This window comes from Bremerella alba, assembly GCF_013618625.1.
Taxonomy (GTDB): Bacteria; Planctomycetota; Planctomycetia; order Pirellulales; family Pirellulaceae; genus Bremerella; species Bremerella alba.
Map to the genome: position 1 here is coordinate 119,813 of NZ_JABRWO010000001.1, position 25,667 is coordinate 145,479.

The 25,667-nt window shown below is 52.7% G+C and carries 19 protein-coding genes; 13 read left to right on the forward strand and 6 right to left on the reverse strand.

All coding sequences use genetic code 11. The features are described from left to right. Positions 1-10: 10 nt before the first annotated feature. The 6 genes from HOV93_RS00445 to HOV93_RS00470 all read right to left on the reverse strand — a co-directional run bounded on the left by HOV93_RS00445 (position 11) and on the right by HOV93_RS00470 (position 5,258). Positions 11-463: a TadE/TadG family type IV pilus assembly protein gene (locus HOV93_RS00445; protein ID WP_207394477.1), complete on the reverse strand. Its 453-nt coding sequence runs from the start codon at positions 461-463 to the stop codon at positions 11-13. After that, positions 460-873, reverse strand: coding sequence for a TadE/TadG family type IV pilus assembly protein (locus HOV93_RS00450; RefSeq protein WP_207394478.1), 414 nt, complete (start codon positions 871-873; stop codon positions 460-462). The genes HOV93_RS00445 and HOV93_RS00450 overlap by 4 nt, the downstream gene beginning before the upstream one ends. Further along, on the reverse strand, positions 870-1,763 hold the full coding sequence (locus HOV93_RS00455; RefSeq protein ID WP_207394479.1) for a type II secretion system F family protein: 894 nt from the start codon (positions 1,761-1,763) through the stop codon (positions 870-872). Before HOV93_RS00455 ends, HOV93_RS00450 begins: the two co-directional genes overlap by 4 nt. Positions 1,764-1,875: 112 nt before the next feature. After that, on the reverse strand, positions 1,876-2,835 hold the full coding sequence (locus tag HOV93_RS00460; RefSeq protein ID WP_207394480.1) for a type II secretion system F family protein: 960 nt from the start codon (positions 2,833-2,835) through the stop codon (positions 1,876-1,878). A 25-nt stretch (positions 2,836-2,860) separates the two neighbouring features. Next, a complete protein-coding gene (locus HOV93_RS00465; protein WP_207394481.1) occupies positions 2,861-4,132 on the reverse strand; it encodes a CpaF family protein in 1,272 nt (423 codons plus the stop codon). After that, complete coding sequence (locus HOV93_RS00470; RefSeq protein WP_207394482.1) at positions 4,113-5,258, reverse strand: AAA family ATPase; 1,146 nt, start codon at positions 5,256-5,258, stop codon at positions 4,113-4,115. Before HOV93_RS00470 ends, HOV93_RS00465 begins: the two co-directional genes overlap by 20 nt. Positions 5,259-5,710: 452 nt before the next feature. On the opposite strand from HOV93_RS00470, the gene HOV93_RS00475 reads away from it, so the two are divergent. The 13 genes from HOV93_RS00475 to HOV93_RS00535 all read left to right on the forward strand — a co-directional run bounded on the left by HOV93_RS00475 (position 5,711) and on the right by HOV93_RS00535 (position 25,666). Then, entirely contained in the window at positions 5,711-6,496 is a 786-nt protein-coding gene (locus HOV93_RS00475; protein WP_207394483.1) for an alpha/beta hydrolase family protein, read from the forward strand. Positions 6,497-7,243: 747 nt separating this feature from the next. Beyond that, complete coding sequence (locus HOV93_RS00480; RefSeq protein WP_449243530.1) at positions 7,244-8,167, forward strand: AAA family ATPase; 924 nt, start codon at positions 7,244-7,246, stop codon at positions 8,165-8,167. Positions 8,168-8,249: 82 nt separating this feature from the next. After that, positions 8,250-9,125, forward strand: a complete 876-nt coding sequence (locus tag HOV93_RS00485; protein WP_207394485.1) for a DUF58 domain-containing protein — start codon at positions 8,250-8,252, stop codon at positions 9,123-9,125. Continuing rightward, positions 9,122-10,108 carry a hypothetical protein gene (locus tag HOV93_RS00490; RefSeq protein WP_207394486.1) on the forward strand — a complete coding sequence of 329 codons (987 nt, stop codon included), beginning with the start codon at positions 9,122-9,124 and terminating at the stop codon, positions 10,106-10,108. The genes HOV93_RS00485 and HOV93_RS00490 overlap by 4 nt, the downstream gene beginning before the upstream one ends. After that, positions 10,108-11,175, forward strand: a complete 1,068-nt coding sequence (locus HOV93_RS00495; protein ID WP_207394487.1) for a vWA domain-containing protein — start codon at positions 10,108-10,110, stop codon at positions 11,173-11,175. The genes HOV93_RS00490 and HOV93_RS00495 overlap by 1 nt, the downstream gene beginning before the upstream one ends. Positions 11,176-11,232: 57 nt before the next feature. Then, on the forward strand, positions 11,233-12,327 hold the full coding sequence (locus HOV93_RS00500) for a vWA domain-containing protein (RefSeq protein WP_235989646.1): 1,095 nt from the start codon (positions 11,233-11,235) through the stop codon (positions 12,325-12,327). A 20-nt stretch (positions 12,328-12,347) separates the two neighbouring features. Beyond that, positions 12,348-13,475 (forward strand): tetratricopeptide repeat protein, encoded by a 1,128-nt coding sequence (locus HOV93_RS00505; RefSeq protein ID WP_207394488.1) that lies wholly within the window; start codon positions 12,348-12,350, stop codon positions 13,473-13,475. An 83-nt stretch (positions 13,476-13,558) separates the two neighbouring features. Next, positions 13,559-16,357 (forward strand): BatD family protein, encoded by a 2,799-nt coding sequence (locus HOV93_RS00510; RefSeq protein WP_207394489.1) that lies wholly within the window; start codon positions 13,559-13,561, stop codon positions 16,355-16,357. 109 nt (positions 16,358-16,466) lie between these two features. Then, on the forward strand, positions 16,467-17,951 hold the full coding sequence (locus tag HOV93_RS00515; RefSeq protein WP_207394490.1) for a sensor histidine kinase: 1,485 nt from the start codon (positions 16,467-16,469) through the stop codon (positions 17,949-17,951). Beyond that, on the forward strand, positions 17,941-19,311 hold the full coding sequence (locus HOV93_RS00520; protein ID WP_207394491.1) for a sigma-54-dependent transcriptional regulator: 1,371 nt from the start codon (positions 17,941-17,943) through the stop codon (positions 19,309-19,311). The genes HOV93_RS00515 and HOV93_RS00520 overlap by 11 nt, the downstream gene beginning before the upstream one ends. Before the next feature lie 454 nt (positions 19,312-19,765). Next, positions 19,766-21,517, forward strand: a complete 1,752-nt coding sequence (locus HOV93_RS00525) for a chloride channel protein (protein WP_235989648.1) — start codon at positions 19,766-19,768, stop codon at positions 21,515-21,517. Between the two features lie 635 nt (positions 21,518-22,152). Beyond that, entirely contained in the window at positions 22,153-23,835 is a 1,683-nt protein-coding gene (locus tag HOV93_RS00530; protein ID WP_261358546.1) for an arylsulfatase, read from the forward strand. 34 nt (positions 23,836-23,869) lie between these two features. Beyond that, entirely contained in the window at positions 23,870-25,666 is a 1,797-nt protein-coding gene (locus tag HOV93_RS00535) for an arylsulfatase (protein WP_207394493.1), read from the forward strand. Position 25,667 lies beyond the last annotated feature (1 nt).

Genomic DNA, 25,667 nt, shown 5'->3' on the forward strand with positions numbered 1-25,667 from the left:
GATGGATCGACTACTCGATGCGTTCAACAGCACGACTGGAGAGTAATATCGAATCCATCCCCCAAAGTGTTCCTAACAGTAACGGCTGATCGCAAGTCACCCAAACGGTCAGTTCGGAGTTCGTGGTTGCCAAATCATCCTCCCAAGACATTTCAACGTTCACACGACTGGTATCCAGCATATAGGCGGCCGGTCCGATTTCGGCGACCAAGTCCGTTTGGGTATTCAACGATGCTGAAATGGCACTCGGTCCCCAGTGCCCCAAAGACGAATCTTCGCCGCGGATCGCTCCGGCCCGGGCGAGCCGATGGGCGGCTTCGTCCAGCATGTTCTGTCGAACGGCCGCCATTCCGAACTCGAATATCCCAAAGATCGTGACAAACAAGATCATGAGCACCAGGGCCGTCTCGACCAATGTGGCGCCATGCAGGCATTTTCTTAACTTGATGGATTTCTGGTTCATCGATACTGCCGAATTCTTAGGTTGCGACGAATTTCAAAATCGCCTGGCAATAATTGCATCGGCGAGTCAATCGTTAGATGCATTTCCATTTCGATTACGACACGTTCGTCGATCTCTGTTGTTTCCAAATCGATAATGAGGTTGTCAGGATTAAAAGCCGTTAGTTGCGATAATTCCTCCACCGCCTCAGACAAAACATCGGCCTCCCACTGCTCCACTTCGTCCTCATCGAATTGCGTCGTACTGGCATAGCGAATCGCTCGCCAGGCCGCCTGATTGGCGACAGACTTGATGTGATATCCCTGGGCAAGTTGCACGCAAAACATCGTCGTAGCAAACAGCAGCGGCAAACAGATCGCCAACTCGGTGGCGGCCAGTCCATTCAATTGATTACGTCGTGTTGATTTCATCTCTTAGACTCCGCTGGCTTAGTTTCCTGCGGAAGTTCCTGGAACGACTGTTGAATCTGTAGTGCAGCCGGCCCCGCTAAGACAACAAAGATAGTCGGAAAGATAAACAAGAGAGTCGGCACCAAGATCTTGACGGATGCTTGCTGTGCTAACTCCTCGGCGCGTTGCTCGCGTTGAAAACGAAGCATATCGGAGAGTTCCCGCAAAGCTGACCCCATTTCCGAGCCAAACTTCTGCGATTGTTCGACGAAAGACGCCAGTGCCCGGGCCTCATCGACTCCGGTACGGACACTCATCCGTCCAAACCCCTGCCCCAGGGTTTGGCCCAGATGAACATCCCGTAACACGAAGTCGAGTTCAGTAGCTAACACGCTGTGAGTTTGCCGCATCTCGGAATGGACTTGGCTGACCGCTTCCGAAAGTCCCATGCCCCCTTCCACGCACGTAATAGCCAAGTCAACAAAATCTGGCAATGCCTGGCGAAAGTACCGCTGACGATTTCGGGTTATCGAGCTAAGAATGATGTCTGGTACAAACATTCCCACGAACCCTAAGAGCGCACCAACCATCAAAGTCCAATGCCACGGCCACGGAAACGCCCAAGACATTACGATGCTCAACAGGAGCGGTGCGATCATCAAGCTAACCTTCATAATCATGAAGTAGCCCAGCGAGGCCGGTTCGTAGTAGCCAGCGCGGATCAGTCGATTCATCATCCGGGTTCGACGTGTCTCGTCATCAGGCATCAGGCGCCGCATCAGTTCCTTGGTCGCACTGCTGACAGCCACGCGACTCCAAAGTTCGGATGCCTTTGAGACTGAGTTTTCACGCTCCCCCTCAAGCAGTCCGTCGACTCGCATTAGGGTCTTGTCTGGAGCGGGTGCCAACATGCCCGAAGCCACTATTACCAAACAAGACACACCCGTGAAGACGGAGGCCACAATCAACCAAGTCGTCCATTCCAACTCAAACATTTTTCTGCCCCTAAAATGCCGGCCTTTGCTAATAGGAAAAATTGACGATTCGATAAATACAAAACGCACCTAGCAATTGCGAGAAAACGCAGCCTGCTAAGATGTCGTGTCGCTCTAGTAGCACGCTGATGTACTGTGGTGCGATCAGCGACATGATCATAACTACAATCGTCGGCATCGCGATTAAAACGGCAGCTTGCATGCGGCCTTCGCCCGTGAGCGACTTGATACGGCGTTTCATCTTCACGCGTTTGCGAACCAATTCAGATAGCTGCTGCAACAGTTCCGCCAGGTTCCCCCCAGATCGCTTGTGAACAATCAAAGCAATCGTGAAGATTCGCAGTTCCATCACATTGACTCGACGAGCCATATCACGCAGGGCCACTTCCGGAGGCACCCCCAGATGTTGCTGCTCGTAAAAGTAGTTGAACTCTTCGGATAGCGGCTTGGGAAAGTCGTTCGCGATCATCTGTACGACGGCTGGCACGCCCTGGCCGGCTCGCAGACCTCGGCTCATTGCGGAGAAGGCATTTGGCAACTGGGTCGAAATCTGTTCGCTACGTGCATTGCGGCGTGAATATACAACGATCGCAGGCAGAAGTAGCGATAATGGAGTTCCAATTCCCAGCACCCAACCTGGCCCGAAAGCGAACCCAAACGCTCCGCCGAACAGGCAAGAGACGATCAGGCTAATTACAGCAAACTGCCAAACATTTAAGCCTGTGGCCGCCTGATCTAGCCATGTCTGAATTCGATCCTGCGTGCGTCTTAGGAGCGGCTTTTTCCCACTGCGGATCGGTCGCACCATATCTTTTATGATCGGCGAGTTTTCCTGATGACCCTCAACACGCTCACGCATTGCGTCGTCGATGCGATCTGCAACTTTGCTCTTCACGCGGAAGAATGAGTCGTACACAAGCCACGCCACGGCGACGATGCCAATCGTTACACCAAGAAACGTGTTGATCAAAATGAAAGATTCTGACATTAGATTCTGCCCCTAATTGTCTTCATTAACAGCGTGAGTTCATTTTGCCTACCAAGTCGGAAGGTATTTCTCGACGCTCAAACACCGGCTCACTTCCGTCTGCGGAAAAGCGGCATACAAACATCGGTTTCAATTTGATTGCGTCGCCATCCCTGACAACCTGGCCAATCTGAGTTAGCTTGCGTTTGCCGTTATCTAATCGTTTGACATGAACGACCAGATCGATTGACGATGCAATTTGTTGGCGGATGTACCACATTGGCAAATTATCTTGTGCCAAGCCGAGAAGCATTTCTAAACGACTGACGGTGTCTTCTGCGCTGTTGGCGTGAATGGTAGTCAAGCTTCCATCGTGACCGGTGTTCATTGCTTGCAGCATGTCGAACACCTCTTCACCACGACATTCGCCGACGATGATTCGATCTGGCCGCATACGAAGCGCGTTCCGTACCAGATCGCGGGTAGAAACAAGCCCTTTTCCTTCGAGGTTTTCGCAACGTGTTTCCATTCGTGCCACATGTGGCTGGCGTAAGCGAAGCTCGGCGGCATCTTCAATCGTGACGATTCGTTCTCTTGGCGAAATATAACTGGAAAGCATGTTGAGCAGAGTTGTCTTTCCGCTACCGGTACCTCCGGCAATCACCATATTCAGCCGGGCATGAATGGCTGCCTGAAGAAAAGCCATCATCTCTTCCGACATGCCGCCACTACTGACAAACTGTTGGGCCGTGATGGCATGTGATGCGAAACGGCGAACCGAGACCAGAGCTCCATCCAAAGCGATCGGCGAGATCACGGCATGAAAACGACTGCCATCGGGTAATCTCGCATCAACCGTAGGCGACGACTCATCAATTCGCCGGCCGACCCGGCCAGCGATTCGCTGGACAATGCGAACGAGTTGTTCGTTATCTGAAAATTGAACTGAAGTTTCTTCTAATTGTCCGCCACGTTCTACGTAAACGTGCTGTGGTCCATTGATTAAAATGTCGGTGATCGTATTGTCCCTAAGCAGGGACTCCAGCGGCCCGAAGCCCACCATCTCGTCAATCAACTCTTGTGCCAACCGGTCCTTTTCACCATGACGCACCAGATCTGCATGAGAGAGAAATAGCTTTTCGATTGCCGCACGAAGCTCACGTCGCACGACGGCTTCGTCCAGCTTTAACATCGCTCGGACGTCCACCATTTCGATCAACCAACGATGAAACTTCTCTTTAATAACCTTGTCATCCTGCCGCGAAGTCTTTGACTCTGGCCGGACTTTTAACAGGTCACTATGCGTTTGCTGGAACATGGTTATCCATCTCCCGAGTTGGTGCTGTATTCATTATTGTGTCGGTAAGTTTGGCGATTGCCTGACTGAATTTTGATCGGGGAAATTCCAGTACGGCTGGCTCTCCCATGTTTACACCATTGAGAACACTGGATGGCTCGTGCGGTATGACAGAGGTTAAGCGACGCTTCATGACCGACTCGAACTTGACCTCTGGGATGCTTGTGCCCTTGATATAGTTATTGGCGACGACACAAAAGTTGGTGAGGTCACGACTCGCGAAGTATTCAATCAATCGCTTAGTGCGAAGCAGACAAGGAAAATCTAGCCGAGTCACAACAATCACCATGTCGGAACATTCCAACGCTGCAAATTGCTCTTGATGAAAGGCATCCTCGACATCGAGTACGACAAATTCGTGTAATTGCGCAAGATTGGCCACGAGGGCTTTAACGGACTCCGCCGGCAAGACGCTATGAGCACCCAAGTAGCTAGGTCCTGCGATGAGTTTCAGTCCCGATGCATGATGTTCCAAAAGCGTCGAAACAGTGACCGAGTGGATCTCGTCCACATGACGAGGGCAATCGGAAATGGTCTGTCGCGGTGAAATCCCGAGATGCTCAGCCGCATCTCCACCGGTTAGATTGAGATCTACTAGTACAGTGCCACGGCGTTTATTTGCCGCAAGATAGGTAGACAAATTAGTCGCCACGGCGGTCTGCCCCGATCCTCCTACCGCCGAGACGACACTAATCACCTGACCACTCCGTTTGGTCAAGCCTTCCGAATCAAATAGGCGTTTCAGAGAGTCTTCCAGGTCATGTAGGAAGTCGCCGGACATTTCGATAAAATCAGCAGCTCCACTGCGGATGATTTGAATAACATCTGAAGCAGAACCTGCTACGCCGAAAACGAGAATGGGTTTGCTAATGAGAATCTGCAAACCGCAAATCACGCTGCGAGTTACTTGAAGATCGTCCCCTGCAACTAACAGAAGTAAGTCGCACTGGGTTGAATTTTGTTCGAAGTACGCGCGAATCGCAGTTAGGTCATTGTCGATGCGATCGACGACCATAACTCCACGCTGCTGTACGACCGGCGCAAGCGTTTCCGCAACCGCGCTCGGCCCGAGTATGACCGCTTTCATAGCGAGCCCTGCCCCTCGGATCGTATTTATGTGCCCCACTCACGGTGATATTTGCCCCACCGAAAGCAACTAATCAAACTTGCGGTCTTCCGTAGCCGCAGTCAAACTGGATAAAAGAAAATGGAGCATCTCTACGGTAAAAGCAGTCGCTTATTGCGCCTTTGAGGATTACCAGGGAGTGCAATTACCCCGTTTTAAGTACACTTATTTCCTGTTAATTCAACCCCCATCAAGAGGACTATAAAGCATACAACGCCACTAACACCATAACTTCCCAATATAAAGTAAGCTGATCGCCCATTACATACTCTTGACGACATCATCCACTGTCAAATAAGGGCTTCGCATTCCGTCGATGCCCCACCTCAGCCCCTCGAAACCTAATCCCCAACTCCAGGACAACTCCTACTGTGTGCCGTACTTACTACTTGATTGCATCTTTGTTATTCACCATGACCTTCTTCCTTGGCTCTCTTACGGCAGCGGATTGGCCAGGACAAGAGTCACAGTGGAATGGGTACGCTAAATACGACTTCAAAGTGGACCAGAGGCCTGCCTATGTCGTCGTTCCGAATCATCCTGCTCCCGGCAATCCCTGGGTCTGGCGAGCCCGTTTTCCTGGTTTTCATGCAGAAGCTGACTTGCTGCTACTCAAACGCGGCTTCCATATCGCTTACATCAATACGAACGACATGCTGGGAAGTCCTACCGCAATGGGGCACTGGGACAACTTCTATGACTTCCTTACCGAGAAAGGACTTGCCAAACGCGTCGCCCTGGAAGGCGTCAGCCGCGGTGGCCTGTTCGTTTACGGCTGGGTAGCTCGTCATCCGGATAAGGTTGCCTGTATTTATGCGGACACCCCGGTATGCGATTTCAAAAGCTGGCCAGGCGGCAAAGGAAAAGGAGTTGGTAGCAGCGGAACTTGGCAACGCCTACTAAAGGAATACGACTTTACGGAAGCTGAGGCCCTAGCGTACGACAAGAATCCGATCGACATCCTGGCCCCAATCGCCGAAGCCAAGATCCCCGTTCTGCATATTGTTTCGCTGAATGATGTCGTTGTCCCACCGACCGAGAATACTTTCGTTCTGGCCGAGCGATATCGTAAATTGGGAGGAACAATTGAGATCATCGAAGTCGAGGAAGGGACGGAAAAGTCACAGGGACACCACTTCACCCACCCAGATCCCAAGCGAGTTGCCGACTTCATCGAGAAGTATGCTGCGCATCCCTAACCAACTCTCATCGGTTGCCGGCAAGCATTTTACCGTAACCCGCTACGGCATAAGAAAAGCCCAACATCATTTTGATACTTGCCGACGATCAAAGCTCGGCATTGCTTTTTTCTTTGGTCAGTAAACGAAAAATTCGATCGCCCTCTCTTTTCGTTTACTGACAGATGTACAGAAGACGCGTCTCTCTACACTAGCAGGAGTTCCGACGCTGGCTGACGCAGACCGGAATCGATACGACCGGTCGCCAGATCGTGTCGACTCGTAATCTCTTAGGCTACAGACCAGGGCGGGCGAAGTTGCGTTGAAATGCACCTGTAACCTGCCTCCCCGAATGATACAGAGGGCGCATGTCCTCGAGGAACACTTGCCTGGTTGCATTCGCATGTCGGGGCTTCATCTGCCTGTGGATTAAAACTTCGTAATCACTGGGAAGTCATGGAATCGGCATAGCGTCTTCCTAGCCTCTGCCACGCCCACCCAAACATCGCAGAAGGTGGGGCAAAATGCCGCGCCTGGGTGAAATGCCCCAGTGTTCGTTCTGCAGGTAGGCGGCGAAATCGGCGTTTTCTCGGCAAAAATGGCCTTTTAAGGGTTTGGCACATCGGTTGCCTTAAGGGGAATCACCACCAAACAACATTCCCTTTCCGATGCATAGGAAACTCCATGATTCAACAATCGGCAGTTCACAGTCACGTTACTCAACTCACTCAAGAGATCCAGCAGCATAGCCAGCCGCTTCGTCGGATCATGGGACAAATCAATCAGGTCCTCGTTGGTCAAGAGAAGCTGGTACATCGGATGCTGATCGGACTGCTGGCCAATGGTCATATCTTAATTGAAGGGGTTCCAGGACTCGCCAAAACCACGGCCGTATCCAGTCTGGCGAAGACGATAAACACCGGCTTTCAGCGTTTGCAGTTCACGCCCGATTTATTGCCGGCGGACTTGATCGGCACGCTCGTTTATCATCCGCAAGATCAAACGTTTGTCGTTCAAAAAGGACCGATCTTCTCAAACCTGATCCTGGCCGATGAAATCAATCGAGCGCCCGCCAAAGTTCAAAGCGCCTTGCTGGAAGCGATGCAGGAACGCCAGGTTACTATCGGTTCCGAAACGTACCCGCTCGATCAGCCGTTCCTGGTGATGGCAACGCAAAACCCGGTCGAGCAAGAGGGCACCTATCAATTGCCAGAGGCCCAAACCGATCGTTTCATGTTGAAGGTGATGGTCGATTACCCTAGCCGAAACGAGGAACTTCAAATCTTGCGACGAATGAGCAAGACATCGGCTAAGTTCGAGGTCTCTTCCGTCACGTCGCCTGAAGAGATCATGGCTGCTCGGGAACTCGTAGATCAGATCTATGTCGATGAGAAAGTCGAGAACTACGTCGTTGACTTGGTGATGGCCACGCGGACACCGGAAGCCTATGGCCTGCAACTTGGCGAGTTGATTCAATTCGGTGGTTCGCCGCGAGCAACCATCTACCTGACCATGGCAGCGAAAGCGAATGCGTTTCTGGCTGGGCGAGGCTATGTCACGCCGCAAGACGTCAAGGATATCGCCCTCGATGTGCTTCGCCATCGCGTGATGATTACCTACGAAGCAGAAGCCGAAGATCGCACCAGCGAATCGATTGTGAACGAGATTCTCGATCACATTCCTACTCCGTAGTCGTTGGTGGTCTCGCGATGCCAGCGGTTCGCTGGCATCGCTTCTTCAGGTTTTATCTTGCTAATGGAAAGGACATTTACCGATGATTCCCGGTGAAGTCTTGAGAAAAATTCGCCGCATTCAGATTCGCACTTCTCACAAAGTGGACGAACTACTGGCCGGCAATTGGCATTCCGCGTTCAAAGGGCGCGGGATCGAGTTCGAGGAGGTCCGCCCCTATCAGGTCGGCGACGATGTTCGCATGATCGACTGGAATGTGACCGCGCGAAGCGACATGCCGTATGTGAAGCTATTTCGCGAGGAACGCGAACTGGCCGTTAGATTGCTGGTTGATGTCAGTGGTTCGCAGAATCTTGGTACCACCACGCAAACCAAGCGTGAACTGGTCGCTGAGCTAGGTGCCATCCTGGCCATGTCCGCGATCAAAAACAATGACAAGGTCGGCCTTACCCTGTTCTCGGACGACATCGAAAAGAACATTCCTGCCCGCAAAGGCTCGCGGCACGTTCTGCGGATAATCCGCGAGTTGTTGTATTGCCAACCGGCAGGCAGCGGCACCAACCTGCGTCGGGTTTTAGATCACCTTAACCGAACTTCCAAGCGTCGAACGGTTGTATTCCTGGTCAGCGACTTCCAAGACAGCGGCTATGAGGCCAGCCTGAAAGTAGCTCGTAGACGGCATGACATTGTTCCCGTAGTCATCACAGATCCACTTGAAGGCAAGCTACCCAACGTGGGACTGGTTCGGCTGCAAGATTCAGAAACAGGCCAAGTCGTGACTCTCGATACGGCCAGCCGGAAGAATCGGCAGTGGTTTGAACAAAAGTACCGCGAGGAGTCAGAAGCACGCGACAGCATGTTTCGCCGAATGCGACTTGCACCTATTCATTTACAAACCGGTTGCGACCTGGTCGAACCGCTTCGCAACTACTTTCACCTACGAGAGAGCCGGCAATGAACACCATTCGTCCCACTCAGCCCATAGGCATTCGTTTGCTGTTGGCCGCGATGTTCGGGCTGGCCTGGATTCAGCATGCCCACGCCAGCCAAGATCCGCGACTGGAGACAACAGTGTCCCAGTCTTCGCTACAAGTCGCCGAGCCATTTTGGCTTGACTTAACGGTCGAAGCTCCGATCGGCGCCAAGGTCGACTTCCCTGCTCCTGGCGAAATGCTGGGCGGCTTTAACGTTCTCGATAAACAAGATTTGTTCGATATCCCTAGTCGCGATACGGATGACAAGCGAACCTGGACCCGGCGTCTGAGACTAGAGAGCTTGGTCACCGGCGACCTGGAAATCCCATCGCTGGAAATCCAACTATCAGAAAAGAACGCGTCCCACGTGATTCGCTCAGAGCCGATACCAATACGGATTGCAAGTGTATTAGAAGGACATGGAGATCCTACGCAAATACGCGACATTCAGTCGGTTGTGGATGTCGCTGTCCCGCAGGCTCCTTCCCATGCTTGGGTATGGTGGTCCATCGGCAGCATGTCAGGCCTTAGTGTAGTAGTAGCGGCCGTTGCGTTGGTTGCTCGACGTCGCCCTAGGATGTCACCAGCCGACTGGGCAACACAGCAACTCGATCTTCTGGAACAGGCAATACCGACCGAAACAGCTGAAAGTGGCCAATTGGCGTCACGCTTGGCAACGATCCTTCGGAACTACCTGCAATTGGAATTCTCGTTAGCCAATCCAGGGCGTTCCCCTGACGAGTTGCTTGAAACCCTCTTAGACAATCATTCCATCGACGACGCGACGTCGGACCAACTCAGTTTGATCTTCGCGTTGGTAGAGCGAGCCCAGTTTGCAGGACTACCGGTTGCGGAAAAACAGTTCCTGGATGCAATCGATCGGGCTCGGTTGCTCGTTACGCGGATTGCTAAAGACTCAGAAACCAACGCGTCACCTGCTGACCACGCAACGACGGAGGCCCTGTAATGTTTTTCTCTCCCTGGTATTTCCTGCTTTTACTAATCGTTCCATTTGTGGCGTGGGCACTGTTTGCCCAGCGACGTTCGGGCGCCATTTCGTTTAGTTCTGTTCGAATGGCCGGTCAACTCGCTCCGACTTTTCGGCAGCGACTGTTGTGGTTGCCCCGCGCACTGACTATTGCAGCAATTGTTGTTCTCATCGTCGCAGCGGCACGTCCGCGAGAAGGCAACGAGCAAACGATCGTCGAAAGCGATGGCATCGCGATTGAAATGGTGGTCGATCGCAGCGGAAGCATGCAGGCCATGGACTTTCAAGTCGACGGTCAGCATGTCGATCGGCTCACTGCGATCAAGAAAGTGGCCGGTGATTTCATCACCGGCGGCGACGCTCTGGAAGGCCGTCCGAGCGACCTGGTCGGTTTAATCGCCTTCGCCGGTTATGCCGACGGCGTGACGCCTCCGACGTTGGATCATGCCTTCTTAGAAGCACAGCTCAATCACACACAAATCGTAACCAACCGCAGTGAGGATGGAACGGCCATTGGCGACGCCATCTCGTTGGCGGTCGAGAAGCTAAATGCTCTGGACGCAACCCAGAAGCACAAAGTGCAGAGCAAGATCATCATCTTGTTGACCGACGGCGAGAATAACGCAGGCGACCTAGAACCGATCCAGGCCGCCGAGTTGGCTCAGGCGATGGGCATTAAGGTCTACACGATTGGTGTGGGCACCAAAGGACAAGCACCGGTCCCGGTGACAGATCCGTTCGGACAACAAACCGTGCAATGGATGGCAGTGAACATCGACGAGGAAACCCTGCGTGAAGTCGCCTCGACCACGGGAGGCAAGTACTTTCGTGCGACCGACACCGATTCGTTGACAGGCATTTATGCCGAGATCGATGAACTTGAGAAATCAAAGGTCGAGGCACAGCACTATGTCGACTATCGCGAGCTGGCCGTGCAGTCGTATCCAATGGGGTACCTCTCGATACCGCCGCTACTGTTAATCGCCTTTGGCCTGCTGTTGACGCGGATCATTCTTGCGGAAACCTGGCTCAGAGAATTGGCTTAGCATCTACCGCCTTCCTACCGCGAGTCAAACCTTAATCACCTTAGTAAGAGAATCTCGATGGATATTCATTTTGGTAACCCTGGCAGCCTGGTCTTAATCGCATTGGTCGCGATTGGATTAGCTGTCAGTGCTTGGGCCATGGTAGCCAGACGTCATGCGTTGGGGAAGTTTTTCCCAATTGTGTCTCGACCGGGATTCAAGAGGCCTGTCACGTCGTCGCGGCGATGGCTATCCGCTGCCCTTGTTTCGGTCAGCTTGGTGTTAATCGCGATTGGCTTGTTGGATGTACGGTGGGGCAAGACATGGCAAGAGGTACCTCAAAAGGGTATCGAGGTGATGTTCGTCCTGGATGTTTCTCGGAGCATGTTAGCCGAAGACGCAACCCCCAACCGCCTGCAACGAGCCAAGCAGCAGATCAAGGACATGGTTGACGCCATGCCTGGCAATCGAGTGGGGCTGGTGGTGTTCGCAGGCGATACCCGCCAAGCCGTTCCCCTCACCACGCACTACGAAGACTTTAAGCAACGTTTAGATGCGGTCGGACCACATACGATACGCAGTGGAGGTTCCCGTCTGGGAGACGCCCTGGACGCCGCGTCTCATGGGTTCATCAGCAAGACAAACGACCATAAAGCGATCGTCGTGTTTACTGATGGCGAGGACCAGGAGAGCAAGCCCGTCGAAGTCGCCATGAACCTATTCAACGACAAGGGTATTCGCATATTCACGGTTGGACTTGGCGACATGGACCAAGGGGCTCGGATCCCCGAAACGGACTTGGCACAAGGAGGCTATGTCCAATATCAGGGGCAGCAAGTTTGGTCCAAGATGAATGGTAGAACGTTACAGGAGATCGCTACCGATACCAACGGGGCGTACATTCCTGCTGGAACCAGTCAAGTTGATATGGCGGATGTCTATCGCCGCTATGTGGCCAACGTGGAACAGACTGAGTTTGAAACGGCCAAAATCAATTCCTATATCCCTCGGTTTCAATGGTTCGCGGTGCCTGCTTTGGCGGTGCTGTTGCTGGAAGTGTTCGTAGCCACTCGTCGTCGCGGGCCCGCTTCGGTTGGTGTGTCGATCCCGGCAAGTTCACCAGTCACCCGTCGAGTGCCACTTCAAGCACACGTGACTTCCCACCACGCTTAACTCTACTCAGTGAGTCCCTCATGTCACAACGCATTCAACCATTATCCGTTTTGTTACTCGCGACCATGATTTGGCCGTCGGCTGCATGGGCAGGCAACTTGGAATCGGATATCGCAATCGCCAACGCAATCAACTCGGCGAACGAAATGGTTCGCGAAGGAAAGCTAGACGATGCGATTGCATCGTACCAGCAAGTCCCAGCAACCAACGTCGATGGTGATTCGCTGCAATACAACCTGGGCGTCGCTCAGTTTCGCCAAGAGAATTACGCGGAGGCCCAGAGGTCATTTTCGCAAGCGGCCACATCCTCCGACGCTTCACTCGCGGCAAGCAGCCGCTACAACCTCGGAAACTGCTTCTACCAAGAAGCACTCCAACAATCGAGCACCAACAAGCCGGCCGCGATCGAATCGCTGAAAGAAGCCATTGGAAACTACCGCGGTGCCCTGCAAGGAAATCCCAACTCCGTCGATGCTCGGGCAAATATCGAACTAGCGACCAAGCTAATGCATGAGCTAAACGACCCACAACAGGACCAACAACAGGACCAACAACAAGACCAACAACAAGACCAACAACAAGACCAACAACAAGACCAACAACAAGATCAACAGCAAGATCAACAGCAAAGCTCAGATTCCGAGTCGTCTGAGAGTCCGGATGGCAGCGACTCACAGGAGCAGGAATCCAAGGACAGTTCAGAGGAGGGACAATCGCCGGAAACCCCTCAAGCGTCCAGCGAGAATGAGGATGCTCAGTCAGATCAAGACCAGAAATCGACCGACGATCAACAACCTTCGGAAAGTCCAGAGGAACAGACCGCGCAAGATGCCCCTAGTAAGCCAAGCAATGGCCAGCCGGCCGAACCGCAAGACCCCGATCCGTCCGGTGAACCGTCGCAACCAGGTGACGAAACCGACGAGGGCGAGATTCCGACCGGCGACTTGACCGCTGCTCAGCAGGAGCCCACCGAGGAACAATCGTCCGACCAAGCGACCATTGGCACAACCGCTGCAAGCGAGGAAGCCATGACTCAAGAAGAGGCACTCAAGATGCTGCAAGCGGTACGTGATCGCGACATGCTCCGTCGCCTGCGACAAGAGCAAGCCGCGCGATCACGCCATGTCCCGGTCGACCGAGACTGGTAGTTCCCTGACACTCCTGCGTGCATTCGCAGAAGTTGATGGGCCCAATTTTGACAACTTCCACTACGGACTTGAATACGATGACGATGAACCGATTTACCCTACCTGCGATCATCGCGCTGACAACCCTTGTTTGCTTTGCCGATGCCGCGACAGTCAACGCCGGGAATGTTGACATTGGACTTTCTAGCCGCGAAGCCTATGTCGGCATGCCAGTTACCATGCGGCTTACGGTGGCCGATGCCACGAATTATGAAACACCAGCGATTCCGGAGATACCTAACTGTGATGTCAGGATGGTGGGAAGCCCATCGCAGAGTTCACAAGTCACCATCATCAATGGTCGCCGTAGCGAGACCCGCAGTGTGACCTTTCAATACGCCATTACGCCACGAACGCCAGGCACCTTCAATATTCCACCATTGTCGATCGACGTCGACGGGAAGCAAGTCAAGACGCAAGCACTACGGTTCGTCGCCAGCAAGAGCGTGACGGGTGATTTGATGTTCGTCGAAATTGCTGGTGGCAAGGAAAAAGTCTTTGTTGGCCAACCTCTCGATTTGTCCCTCAAGATATGGCTCAAGCCCTACTACGATTCCGAGCGCGACCTAACGCTTTCCGAAAGCGATATGTGGAATATGATCTCCGAGCAAACATCGTGGGGAGACTTTGCTGATCGTTTGGAAGAGCTTCGCGAGAACCATCAAAGACCTGGCGGCGAAGAGGTTTTACGGAAAGACGCCGAGGGCAGTCTACGCAGCTACTACTTATACGAGATCAAGGCGACCGTTTATCCCAGGCAGTCCGGGAAGATCGATGCGAAAGACGTTCAGATCATTGTTAATTATCCCACCGAGTTGGGATCCTCTCGCTCTCCGCTTGACGGTTTCTTCGGCGATAGCCCCTTCGGAGGCAGGTCTCCGTTTTCACGGATGATGAACGACGACTTCTTTCAATCTTCCTTTGGCAACCGACTCGCCGTCACCGCATCGCGGCCGATCGTGGGGGAAGTGAATGTCGATGCGACGCAAGTTTTGCCCGTCCCTATCGCCGGTCGGCCTGCCGACTACCGGGGTGCTGTGGGAACCTACCGCATTGCAACTCGCGCAACACCCACGACGGTCAATGCAGGGGACCCTATCACCCTGGATATCGGCATTGCTGGTAGTGGCCCCATGGAATTAGTCCAGGCTCCTCCTTTGTCCGAATTGCCTGCCTTAACGCAAGACTTCAAGGTGACGGATCGGTCCCTGGCAGGCTTCGTGCAGGATGACTCGAAGGTGTTCTCGACGACGATTCGGCCGAAAGAAGCTGGGATCACCCAGATCCCCGCCATTCCGTTCAGCTTCTTTGACCCTGAAACCGAAACGTTCCAAACAGTGACAAGTGAACCTATCACGATCACCGTGAACCAATCGGAAACGCTTGCCCTCGACGCCATTGTCGGCAACTCAGAAAAGCCGCAGCACGCCGATCACGAATCCTCAGCGATCTGGGGCTCGACTGGACCAGACTTTTCCAACAATAACTCGCCTATTATTTTGCGTTCTCAACGTGCCCACCTACCATTCGCGTGGTGGTGGACGTTGATTGTAGTTCCTCCCTGTGCGTGGCTAGCGATCGTGGTCGTTCGGAATCATCAACGGATTCGTCGTTGGATTCCCACCTTTCAATCGGCGCGGAAGCGATGCGTTTCCTCGATTGAGCGTGCCGCCAGCCTTGCCGACATTGCCGAAGCGATCACGCACTACATCGGCGATATGACTCGAACGCCTTGCACAACGCCGACGGCCTCGTTAGGACAACTTCGAATTCGTGGCATGTACGATTTGGCAAATCGCCTTGATTCCTTTTATCAGGACATGGAAAAGAGACCAATGTTGGAAAGCACTTCAAGCGATCGCTCCTCATGTGAAAGCAAGGCATGCCTGCTTGTTGAACAACTCGACGACTCATTTAAGGCGGCGAGGAAGCCCCATATCCTTCGCTCTGGAAAACCGATGGTACAGCCAGCCTCCCCAGTGCTACGTCGCAGTTGGGCGTTCCTTATTGCAGTTGTGTTCGCAGCGTCTGCCAACGTTGTCTTTGCATCCGAGACAGATCCATCTGAGATTGAATTGTCGATATCGCAACAAGAAATCATCCTGAAAGAGGCTGGCGAAAACTACACCCAGGCGAGTGAGTCAGCCACAATCGACGCAGCCGACGCCAAGCAAAAGTTCGAATCCGCTGCCCAGAAGTACCAACTTTTGGTCGATGCAGGCGTTCAAAACAGTCAATTGTTTCTCAACCTCGGCAACGCCTACATGCAGACGGGAGAGCTTGGCAAAGCGATCGTCTACTACGAGCGGGGCCAGCAACTGGCTCCCTACAATCAGCAACTATTCGCCAATCTCGAGTTTGCCAAACATCAAAGGGCTGCTCCCCCACACATGCATGCGGCAGGTTGGTTTGACGGGGTGGTTCAGCAACTTCAGGGTGCAAACAACACGTTCGTCCAGACACTCGGCATTGCGAACGTGATCGCCCTGATGGTCATTTCTTCCCTGGCATTTTGGGGACTGCTCATCGCAAACACGATTGGCCTAAGGTTTCCTATCTGGCGAAGTTCGTTGGTGCCACTGTTGCTTCTCTTAGTCTCAATGGGGTCCTACCAGCTATTTACGTACAACACCGTAAACAGCCACATGGCCGTCGCCGTTGTCGATCAAATGCGGCTATATGTTGGCGATGGAGAAGAATTTGCTCAAGTTGCCACGCTCGACAAAGCTCAGGGACATTTCGTTAATGTCTTAGCTAAGCGAGGGGGTTGGATCAAAATCCACACAGCTCAGAATCAAGTAGGTTGGGTTCCCACCACTAACATTATTCCGATTCGGAGCTAACTTTATCTTCTCTGGCGTGGCAGAGCGGATCATGTAAAATGCCCCTTTTTAGTCGTCGCCGTGATTAGAGATCAAGCCTCCCTCATTCGTCTGCGGATTGTGCGTTACCATGCGATTAGCCGCTAAGCTGATCTCAATATTCCTCGTCGCCGTGGCGCTGCTCACGGCGGCAAATGCCTATATCACAATTCGTGCGCAGCAGGAGGCTTTCGAGAATGAACAAGCGGAGTATGCAACGCGTGTCGGAAAAGCGATCGAAGGTGAATTGCTGATTGCTTGGAAAGCTCAAGGGGATGACGCAGCGGCGGCTGTTATCGAAAATGAGCGTCCCAAAAATCAATTCATTGAAATCCGCTTCACCTCTTTCGAATCCGAAGCATCGCGGGGAAATCAACCCGCCGTGTCAAAGGACTCGCTTGCCTCATTGTCTCATGGGCAAGTTACCTCCGTAATGCGTAACGAGCGGGGCGGTACCCTTTGGCTACACACGTACTATGCAGTGATTGGCGATAGGCAGCAGAAAGGGGCGATCGAATTCTCGCGACCCGCCGGACCAATTCAAGCGCAATGTCGCGCAACGATTTTTTGGTCCATTGTCTCGATCATCACAATGGCGACCATCGCTGTTGGTCTGATCTTGGTGGCCGGAATCAACTTAATTGGAAGACCTCTAGATCAGTTGGTCGAAAGGACACGACAGATCGCCGCCGGCGAATTCTCTCAACCATTGATCCTTCAGGGACGAGACGAACTAAGCCAATTAGCAACCGCCTTGAACGAAATGTGCGAGCAGTTGGCGAAGAACGAAGCGGCAATTCGCGGCGAGTCTGCCAAGCGAATCGCAATGTTGGAACAGTTGCGGCATGCCGATCGGCTGAAGACCGTTGGCCGCTTGGCAGCAGGAATCGCTCATGAACTTGGCACACCACTCAATGTGGTTGCGGGAAGAGCCGGATTGATCGCTTCCGGAAAACTAACGGAGACAGAGAACCGTCAGAGCGCCGAAACCATCAAGAGCGAAGCGAATCGGATAACCGCCATTGTACGTCAACTGCTAGATTTCGCTCGTCAAAATCGACCAGAGCGTAAGCCGGACAATCTCGATAGTCTCGTGGAACGGACAATTTCTTTGTTGCAGCCTTTGGCAGACAAAAAAGGAGTTACTTTTGCTCGAGGGTTCACCGAACGCGTGGAAGCTTCCATCGATGCGTCACAAATACAACAAGTCCTGACAAACCTTATGGTGAATGCCATTCAAGCTTCGCCGACAAACGGCCTAGTCGAGGTCTCGACGCGTCGCGAGACAATGCGTTTTCCGGAGAACGCAGATGGCCCGTTTGCCGAATACGCTTCGATCCAAATCCAAGACAACGGGGCCGGAATCGACGAACAAACACGCGACCAGATTTTCGAACCCTTCTTTACGACGAAAGATGTCGGCGAGGGGACTGGGCTAGGGCTATCGATCGCCTTCGGAGTTGTGCGTGAGCATGACGGATGGATCGAGGTCGACTCTCACTCCGGCAAGGGAGCGTGTTTTACTATCTATTTGCCAATCGAATCAGTACCAGCGGATATCACACATGCACGGTAACATCCTGATCGTCGACGACGAACAGAACATGTGCGAATTGATTCACACGGATCTAAAGATTCGCGGGTTCGAGTCCACATGGTTTACTTCCGCAGACGAAGCTTTTCGCGCGCTGAAAGAGAACGAGTTCGATGTGGTGCTGACCGACATCCGCATGCCGGGCACCAACGGCATACAACTTTGCGAGCAAATTGCCGCGAATCGTCCAGATGTACCTGTCATCGTCATGACCGCGTTCGGCAGCTTGGAAACAGCAGTCGCTGCCATTCGTGCAGGCGCATTCGATTTCGTCACGAAGCCGATGGAAATGGACTTATTGGCGATCGCTCTAGAGCGTGCCGCCAAACAGCGGCAATTGCAGCAACAAGTAAAAATGCTCGGAGACGCGATCCATCGCGCACGTCATTTTGGCGACTTGATCGGTGAAAGTCTGCCTATGCAAAAGCTATTTGATCAAATCGCCCAGATCGGACCCACCTCTTCTTCGGTGCTTATCACAGGAGAAAGTGGCACCGGCAAAGAAGTGGTTGCGAACTTGTTACATCGGCAAAGCCAGCGAGCCAACGGTCCGTTTGTCGCCGTCAACTGCGCGGCGTTGCCTGAAGCCCTTTTAGAAAGCGAACTGTTTGGCCATGCCAAGGGAGCTTTCACCGATGCTCGAGCCGAACGCAAAGGCCTGTTCCTACAGGCCGAAGGGGGAACCTTGTTACTGGACGAGATTGGCGAAATGCCTCCCTCGATGCAAGTTAAACTACTGAGAGCATTGGAAGAGAATCGAATTCGCCCGGTTGGTGGCGATCAAGAGGTCTCTTTTGATGTTCGCGTTTTGGCCGCTACGAATCGAGACCTGGAGTCTGCCGTCGAGGACCGGCAATTTCGCGATGATTTGTATTATCGAATTAACGTCATCCAATTGGAACTGCCGCCATTGCGATCACGCGGAACCGATATTCTGCTCTTGGCACGTTATTTCGTGGAAAAGTACGCAGCGCGCGCCGAGAAAGCGGTCGCAGGGATTTCCGATCAAGCCTGCAACAAGTTGCTTGCGTATTCCTGGCCAGGTAACGTGCGTGAGTTACGAAACATCATCGAGCGCGCCGTTGCACTGACTCGTTACGAGATGATCGCCGTTGAAGACTTGCCAGACAAAGTTCAGGATTACCGTGGCTCTCAAGTGTTCATCGGAGGGGAAGATCCGGACGACTTAGTCTCGATGGAAGAAGTAGAACGTCGCTATATTCTGCATGTTCTCAATACCGTGAAGAAGAACAAGACAACTGCGGCCCGCATACTCGGCCTTGATCGCAAGACCCTCTATCGCAAGCTCAAGCAATACGGCCTCGAAGACAACGAAACCTAGTGGGTTTGCCATATCGTGGGGAGCGTCGCCAGGAAACTGCACCGATTCTCGATAGAAATATTGCGGTGTCGACTTCTTCCGAAACGCACCTGATGCCTGAGTAAATTCTCTGCCCCAACTCTTTGGGCTGTGGAAGTATTCCCCCTATGCAACCTCTGGCTTGCGTCTGATCCGCTTTCCGACCACTACCAATATCGGCTAGATGCGGCAACCTTATTTGTGGACATCGACAAGCAAGGCAAAATAGTGGACGATGGTGTCGAGATTGACCGCAATACGCGGGTGAAGACCTTTCCGCATTGCAACTTCAGATCTATGAGATAGGTTCGGTCCTGAATAAAATCTCAGCGACTAAGTAATTTATTTATCGTAGCATCGCAATGATTCCTGAGGGCCTAAGACGTCAAGAGTTAAGGATGGCTCAATCTTCATCCGTACTCTGGCGATTTTGGCGTTGCTGGAGACCCGACCGATCGCTGAAGACACCACACCCCTAGAAAAGGAGCAATCGCTCCTTAGCATGTGTCTGCTTGCCCTCATCGTAGGCGCAATTGGAGGCATCGGCGCTTGGGCATTTCGCCTGCTGATCGGCTTGTTGCACAACTTGTTATTTCTGCAGGAAGCGCAACTAGCCTACGACGCAAATCAGCATACATCCGTGAACCCATGGGGCATGGGGATCATTCTGGTGCCGGTGGCTGGCGCCGTCGTTGTTACATGGCTAGTTAAAACGTTTGCCCCGGAAGCCAAGGGACATGGCGTCCCGGAAGTTATCGACGCGATTCACTATCACGGGGGCACGATTCGCCCGGTTGTCGCTATCGTAAAGTCGATTGCGTCCGCAGTTTGTATCGGCAGCGGTGGGAGCGTTGGACGCGAAGGCCCAATCATCCAAATAGGTAGCGCCTTTGGATCGACGGTCGGGCAATTGCTTCATATTCCCGCGAGACAACGCATCACTCTGGTGGCCGCCGGAGCGGCAGCCGGAATCGCAGCGACCTTCAACGCGCCACTAGGTGGAATCGTATTCGCGATCGAATTGCTGTTAGTTTCGATCAATGTGCGAACATTGCTGCCGGTTTCTATCGCGACTGTCACGGCAACCTACTTCGGCGAAGCTCTGCTCGGCACGCACCCAGCTTTTGATCTAGAAGTGCTGCGAACGACTGATTTTCAGCTGCAATCGCCTTGGTTGATGATGTCATTCATACCGTTCGGATTGCTAATGGGCCTAGCATCGATTTTGTTCGTTAAGGGCATTTACTGGGCTGAAGATGCTTTCGATGCGATGCCTGGCAACGAATACACAAGGCATTGCAGCGGCATGCTGCTGGTCGGAATTATCCTGTTCGCAATGTTTCATGTGAATGGCAAGTATTTTGTCGAAGGCATCGGGTACAGCACCATCATGGATGTCCTGGCAAGCCGATTGACCGACCCGGGGTTCCTGCTGTTCTTGTGTGTACTGAAATTAATAACGACGTTTCTAACAATCGGCAGCGGTGGATCAGGGGGAGTGTTTTCGCCAGCAATGTTTGTTGGCGCGACGTTGGGTGCGTCGTTCGGCCTAACCGTTCACATGATCGTGCCAGGATTTCCGATTGATGTGGTAATGTTTGCCCTGGCCGGAATGGCGGCAATGATTGGGGCATCAACCGGAGCTATTGTGACAGCGTCGGTGATGCTGAACGAAATGACCGACGACGTCAATATTATCATGCCTGTGATCATTACATCCGTGATCGCCTGTGCAGTGCGCAAGTTGATATCACCGAGCAGCATTTACACGCTGAAGCTTATTCGACGAGGGCACATCGTTCCCGAAGGCTTGCAGGCGGCCTTGGATGACGCGAGAAATGTCGCCCACTTGATGTCAACGAACTATCAAATTGTTGCGGACGACGAGAGTGACCCAATTCCCAGTTCGACCAAGGTGACTATTTTGGGTCGCGATGGAGAGATTAAGCGGTTAGTGGATCCGCTGGTTCCTGTGGTCCAACAATCTGCCGACACACCCGTTTCTTGGGTTATGGTTCGGCCAGGTGACTCACTGGTAAGCACGCTTCGCAAAATGCATTTAGCGGGCGTTTCGATTGCCGTGGTGACCTCGACACCGGAGTCATCGTCAGTCGACAACGTGGTTGGAGTTTTGACTCCCAGAGAACTGCATCTCTATCGAACAGAACTGGCAGAACTATTTGAATAGGTCAGTCCGACGAATAGAAACAAGTTGACCTCAGATCGTCCAACGATGAGAAGTGGAACTGGACCAAGTAAGTCAGGTTACGGCTGACCATCTATAATCGCACTTGCGATCATCGCCGTGACTACTCTAGTGGCGTAGTAAAACCACAGACACCGAGACTCAGCTGAAGCCACGCTATTAGACAAGCAAAGAGAGTTGCCCGCCGCTGTCGATTCGATGCGTGGAGGAATTAGGGCCTACGACAGCGGCCATGCCTTCCGTTTTATGAATTCCACCCCATCCATGTGAAATAGCTTTTCCCGCTTATTTGTACTCGGAAGCGAGAAATACCAAGCAGTCTGCCTCCCTTCAGTGCCACGCAAAACCATACTACTGACAAGGCAATTCTTCATTCCGTGCCATTTTCAATTGACCTTATTGGGTTGCCTCGATCGCCGCAGGAATTGACTTATGAAATGCGAGATAGGACACTAAGAACTGGAACAGACTCTGGTTCCTAGCCGCCAAGGGATTAACACGCGGTTTGCCGACCGTGATCCTTTGGTCTTTTCATGCGCAGACTAAGCTCTAAATGTAGCCAGTCACGAGGTTGAAACGAGCGCAGCACGCCCGTCATTCGAAGAATGAGATTCAACATGTTTCAATTCCTTACCATTTCGGCGTGCCCCCTTGGAAACCCCAGTTGCGGCCGAACATTCCCACCTCTTTTGCTATTCAGAATTACGACACCCGTATGTGTGTTGAGTCTGGCTGTTTTTGCACAGCTCTTTGTTCCAGTACCACTTAGCGCCGAATCAACAGATCGTCCCAACATCATTTTGATGATGGCCGATGATATGGGGTTCTCCGACCTTGGTTGCTACGGAGGAGAAATCGAGACGCCCAACCTCGATCAACTTGCTCAAGGAGGCATTCGCTTTACGCAGTTCTATAACACGGCTCGTTGCTGCCCGACACGGGCCGCCTTGCTGACGGGCTTGCACCAACACCAGGCCGGCATTGGCCACATGGTTGGCGACTACGGCATCCCCTCCTATCAAGGCTATTTGAACGACCAATGCGTCACCATCGCCGAAGCACTTCGCGGAGCAGGATATACGACCCTGATGAGCGGCAAATGGCATGTCGGTTCACGACCGGAACATTGGCCAACCAAGCGAGGTTTTGATCGTTACTGGGGAACGCCGTCCGGAGGGGGTGTCTATTTCAAAGACACACTTCAAATCCGGAACACGGTTTTCTTCGTTAATAATGAAGAAAAGATCGAGCTACCCGACGACTTCTATATCACCGATGACCTGACCGATCGCGCGATCAAGTTTATCGACGAGGCAGTGAACGAAACGAAAAAACCCTTCTTTCTCTATCTGGCTCACATAGCACCCCACTGGCCATTGCAGGCTAAGCCGGAAGACATTGCTCGCTACGACGGCAAGTACAATCAAGGATGGGATGCCGTTCGCGAGGCACGATTTGAGCGGCAAGCGTCCATGAAGTTTTTTCCAAGCGGCACTCAATTGAGCAGTCGCGATAAATCTGCGAAAGCCTGGAACAGGCTACCACCATCGGCTCAAGAAGATCTGGCTCACCGCATGGAAATCTATGCCGCGCAAATTAGTTGTATTGATGATAATGTCGGCACATTAATCACCAAACTCAAAGAGTTGGGCCAATACGAGAATACGCTCTTTATCTTTCTATCCGACAATGGCTGCTCCGCTGAAGGTGGCCCTGGAGGCTTCAGTCGTGGCAAGAAAGACGCACCAATCGGAACCGGGCTTTCGTATGCCAGTGTCGGCTTGGAATGGGCGAATGCCAATGACACTCCTTTTCGTAAGTTTAAGATGGACACGCGTGAAGGAGGCATTTCTTCGCCGCTAATCATTCATTGGCCCCAAGGTGTAAAGTCCAACGGACGCCTGGTCGATGCCTCCAGTCACGTCATTGATGTCATGCCCACCCTTTTGGAAGTTGCCAGAGCAACCTATCCAGACAAACGAAACGGCAAGGCAACCATTCCCCTCGAAGGGCAAAGCTTTGCCAATCAGTTTTCGTCAACTAAGACTGTTCCTGATCGTGACCTGTTCTGGGAGCATGAAGGAAACCAGGCGATTCGACGGGGTGACTGGAAAGCCCTGAGAATCAATAACGGTCCTTGGTCCTTATACAATCTAAAGGATGATCGTACGGAGACCACGAATCTATCCAAAACTCACCCTGAGATAACGAAAGAGCTTGCGACAGCCTGGGAAGCCTGGGCGCAGCGCTGCGGAGTTTGGGACTGGAACAAACTTCAGGAACACCGACGTAAAAAATGATCTCTTATCGATTCTTCTCCAAGGACTTTAATTCATGAAACGGCTATTCCTCGCTGCGATACTCGCCGCATTTAGTTGCTCTAGCCTATTAGCAGAAAAACCCAATGTCGTCCTCGTGATCACGGACGACCAAGGGTACGGCGATTTGGGCTGCTACGGCAATCCAGTTATCCAGACGCCCAACATCGACAAGCTTGCGTCCGAGTCTTCGCAACTTTCCAACTACCATGTTGCCCCGACTTGTTCTCCGACACGTGCGGCGCTTCAATCGGGTCACTGGACCGACCGTGCCGGTGCCTGGCATACGATAATGGGACGCTCGATGCTTCGTGCGCAAGAGGCAACGCTCGGCCAGCTTTTGAAAGATAACGGCTACGTCTCCGGCATGTTTGGCAAGTGGCACCTTGGCGACAACTATCCTTATCGCCCCGAAGATCGCGGCTACGACGAAGTCTATCGCCATGGCGGAGGAGGCGTGGGACAAACGCCTGATCTTTGGGATAACGCCTACTTCGATGGTCACTACTTCCACAACGGTGAGATTGCTCCGGCCGAAGGGTTTTGTACCGACGTGTTCTTCCGCCAAGCGAATCAATTCATTCGCGACAGCGCGAAGTCAAACAAGCCATTCTTTGCCTATATATCGACCAACGCACCGCATGGCCCGCTGCATTGTCCACAAGACTATATGGATAAGTATGCCGATCAAAAAGAAGGCATCGCCGCGTTTTATGGGATGATCACCAACGTCGATGACAATGTCGGAAAAACGCGAAAGTTACTGAAAGAGCTAGGCATCGCGGATAATACGATCTTCATTTTCACCACAGATAACGGCACAGCGTACGGAGCCAATGTTTTTAACGCTGGCATGCGGGGCAAAAAAGGGAGCGAATACGATGGCGGGCATCGGGTGCCGTTCATGTGCTATTGGCCAGCGGCCGGGATGGACGGGAAGCACGTTAGCGATCGGTTAACTCACGCCGTCGACATCGCCCCAACGCTACTGGCCATGACTGGTGGATCGGCTCCTGAGAACTACAAGTTCGACGGTAAATCGATTCAAGCTCTTCTCAATCCGACAGCGGATGTCGCCTGGGAAGACCGTTATCTGGTGACGGACTCGCAGCGTCTACGAGATCCACGAAAGTGGAAGCAGACGGCCGTCATGTCGCAGCAGTGGCGATTGATCAACGGCAAAGAGCTGTACGACATCCAGAAAGACCCAGGCCAGAAGAACAACATCGCCAAGGACCACCCTGATGTGGTCGCTAAGATGACAGCATTTTATGATAAGTGGTGGGCTGAACTTGAGCCAACCTTTGCTGAGCCAACCGAGATCTACTTAGGGCACCCCAATGCCCCGGTCGCATCTCTGACCGCACACGATTGGATTCAGAAGGCTTATCCACCATGGAACCAGGGCCATATCCGCAGCGGCGATGGTTACAACGCGAAGAAGCAAGGTGCAAAGCATGAAGGACACTGGGCCGTCAAAGTTATTCGTGACGGCACTTACGAAGTAAGCCTTAGACGTTGGCCGGTGGAAGCAGATCAACCAATCCTGGCCGAATTGCCACCGGGAACGGACGTCCCAGGTGCAAGCCGAGCGATGCGTGCTCGCCCTGGCGTCGCCTTGCCGATCACGACAGCCACCTTGCGTATCGACGAGAAAGACCTGGAATCGAAGCCTGTCCCTCAAGATGCTCATGAAGTGACCTTCACGACGAAGCTTAAATCTGGCTCACATAAGTTGTCTCCTCTGTTCGTTACGGATGATGGCAGCGAACTGGGTGCTTACTACGTCGTGGTTCGTTACCTGGGAGACTAGT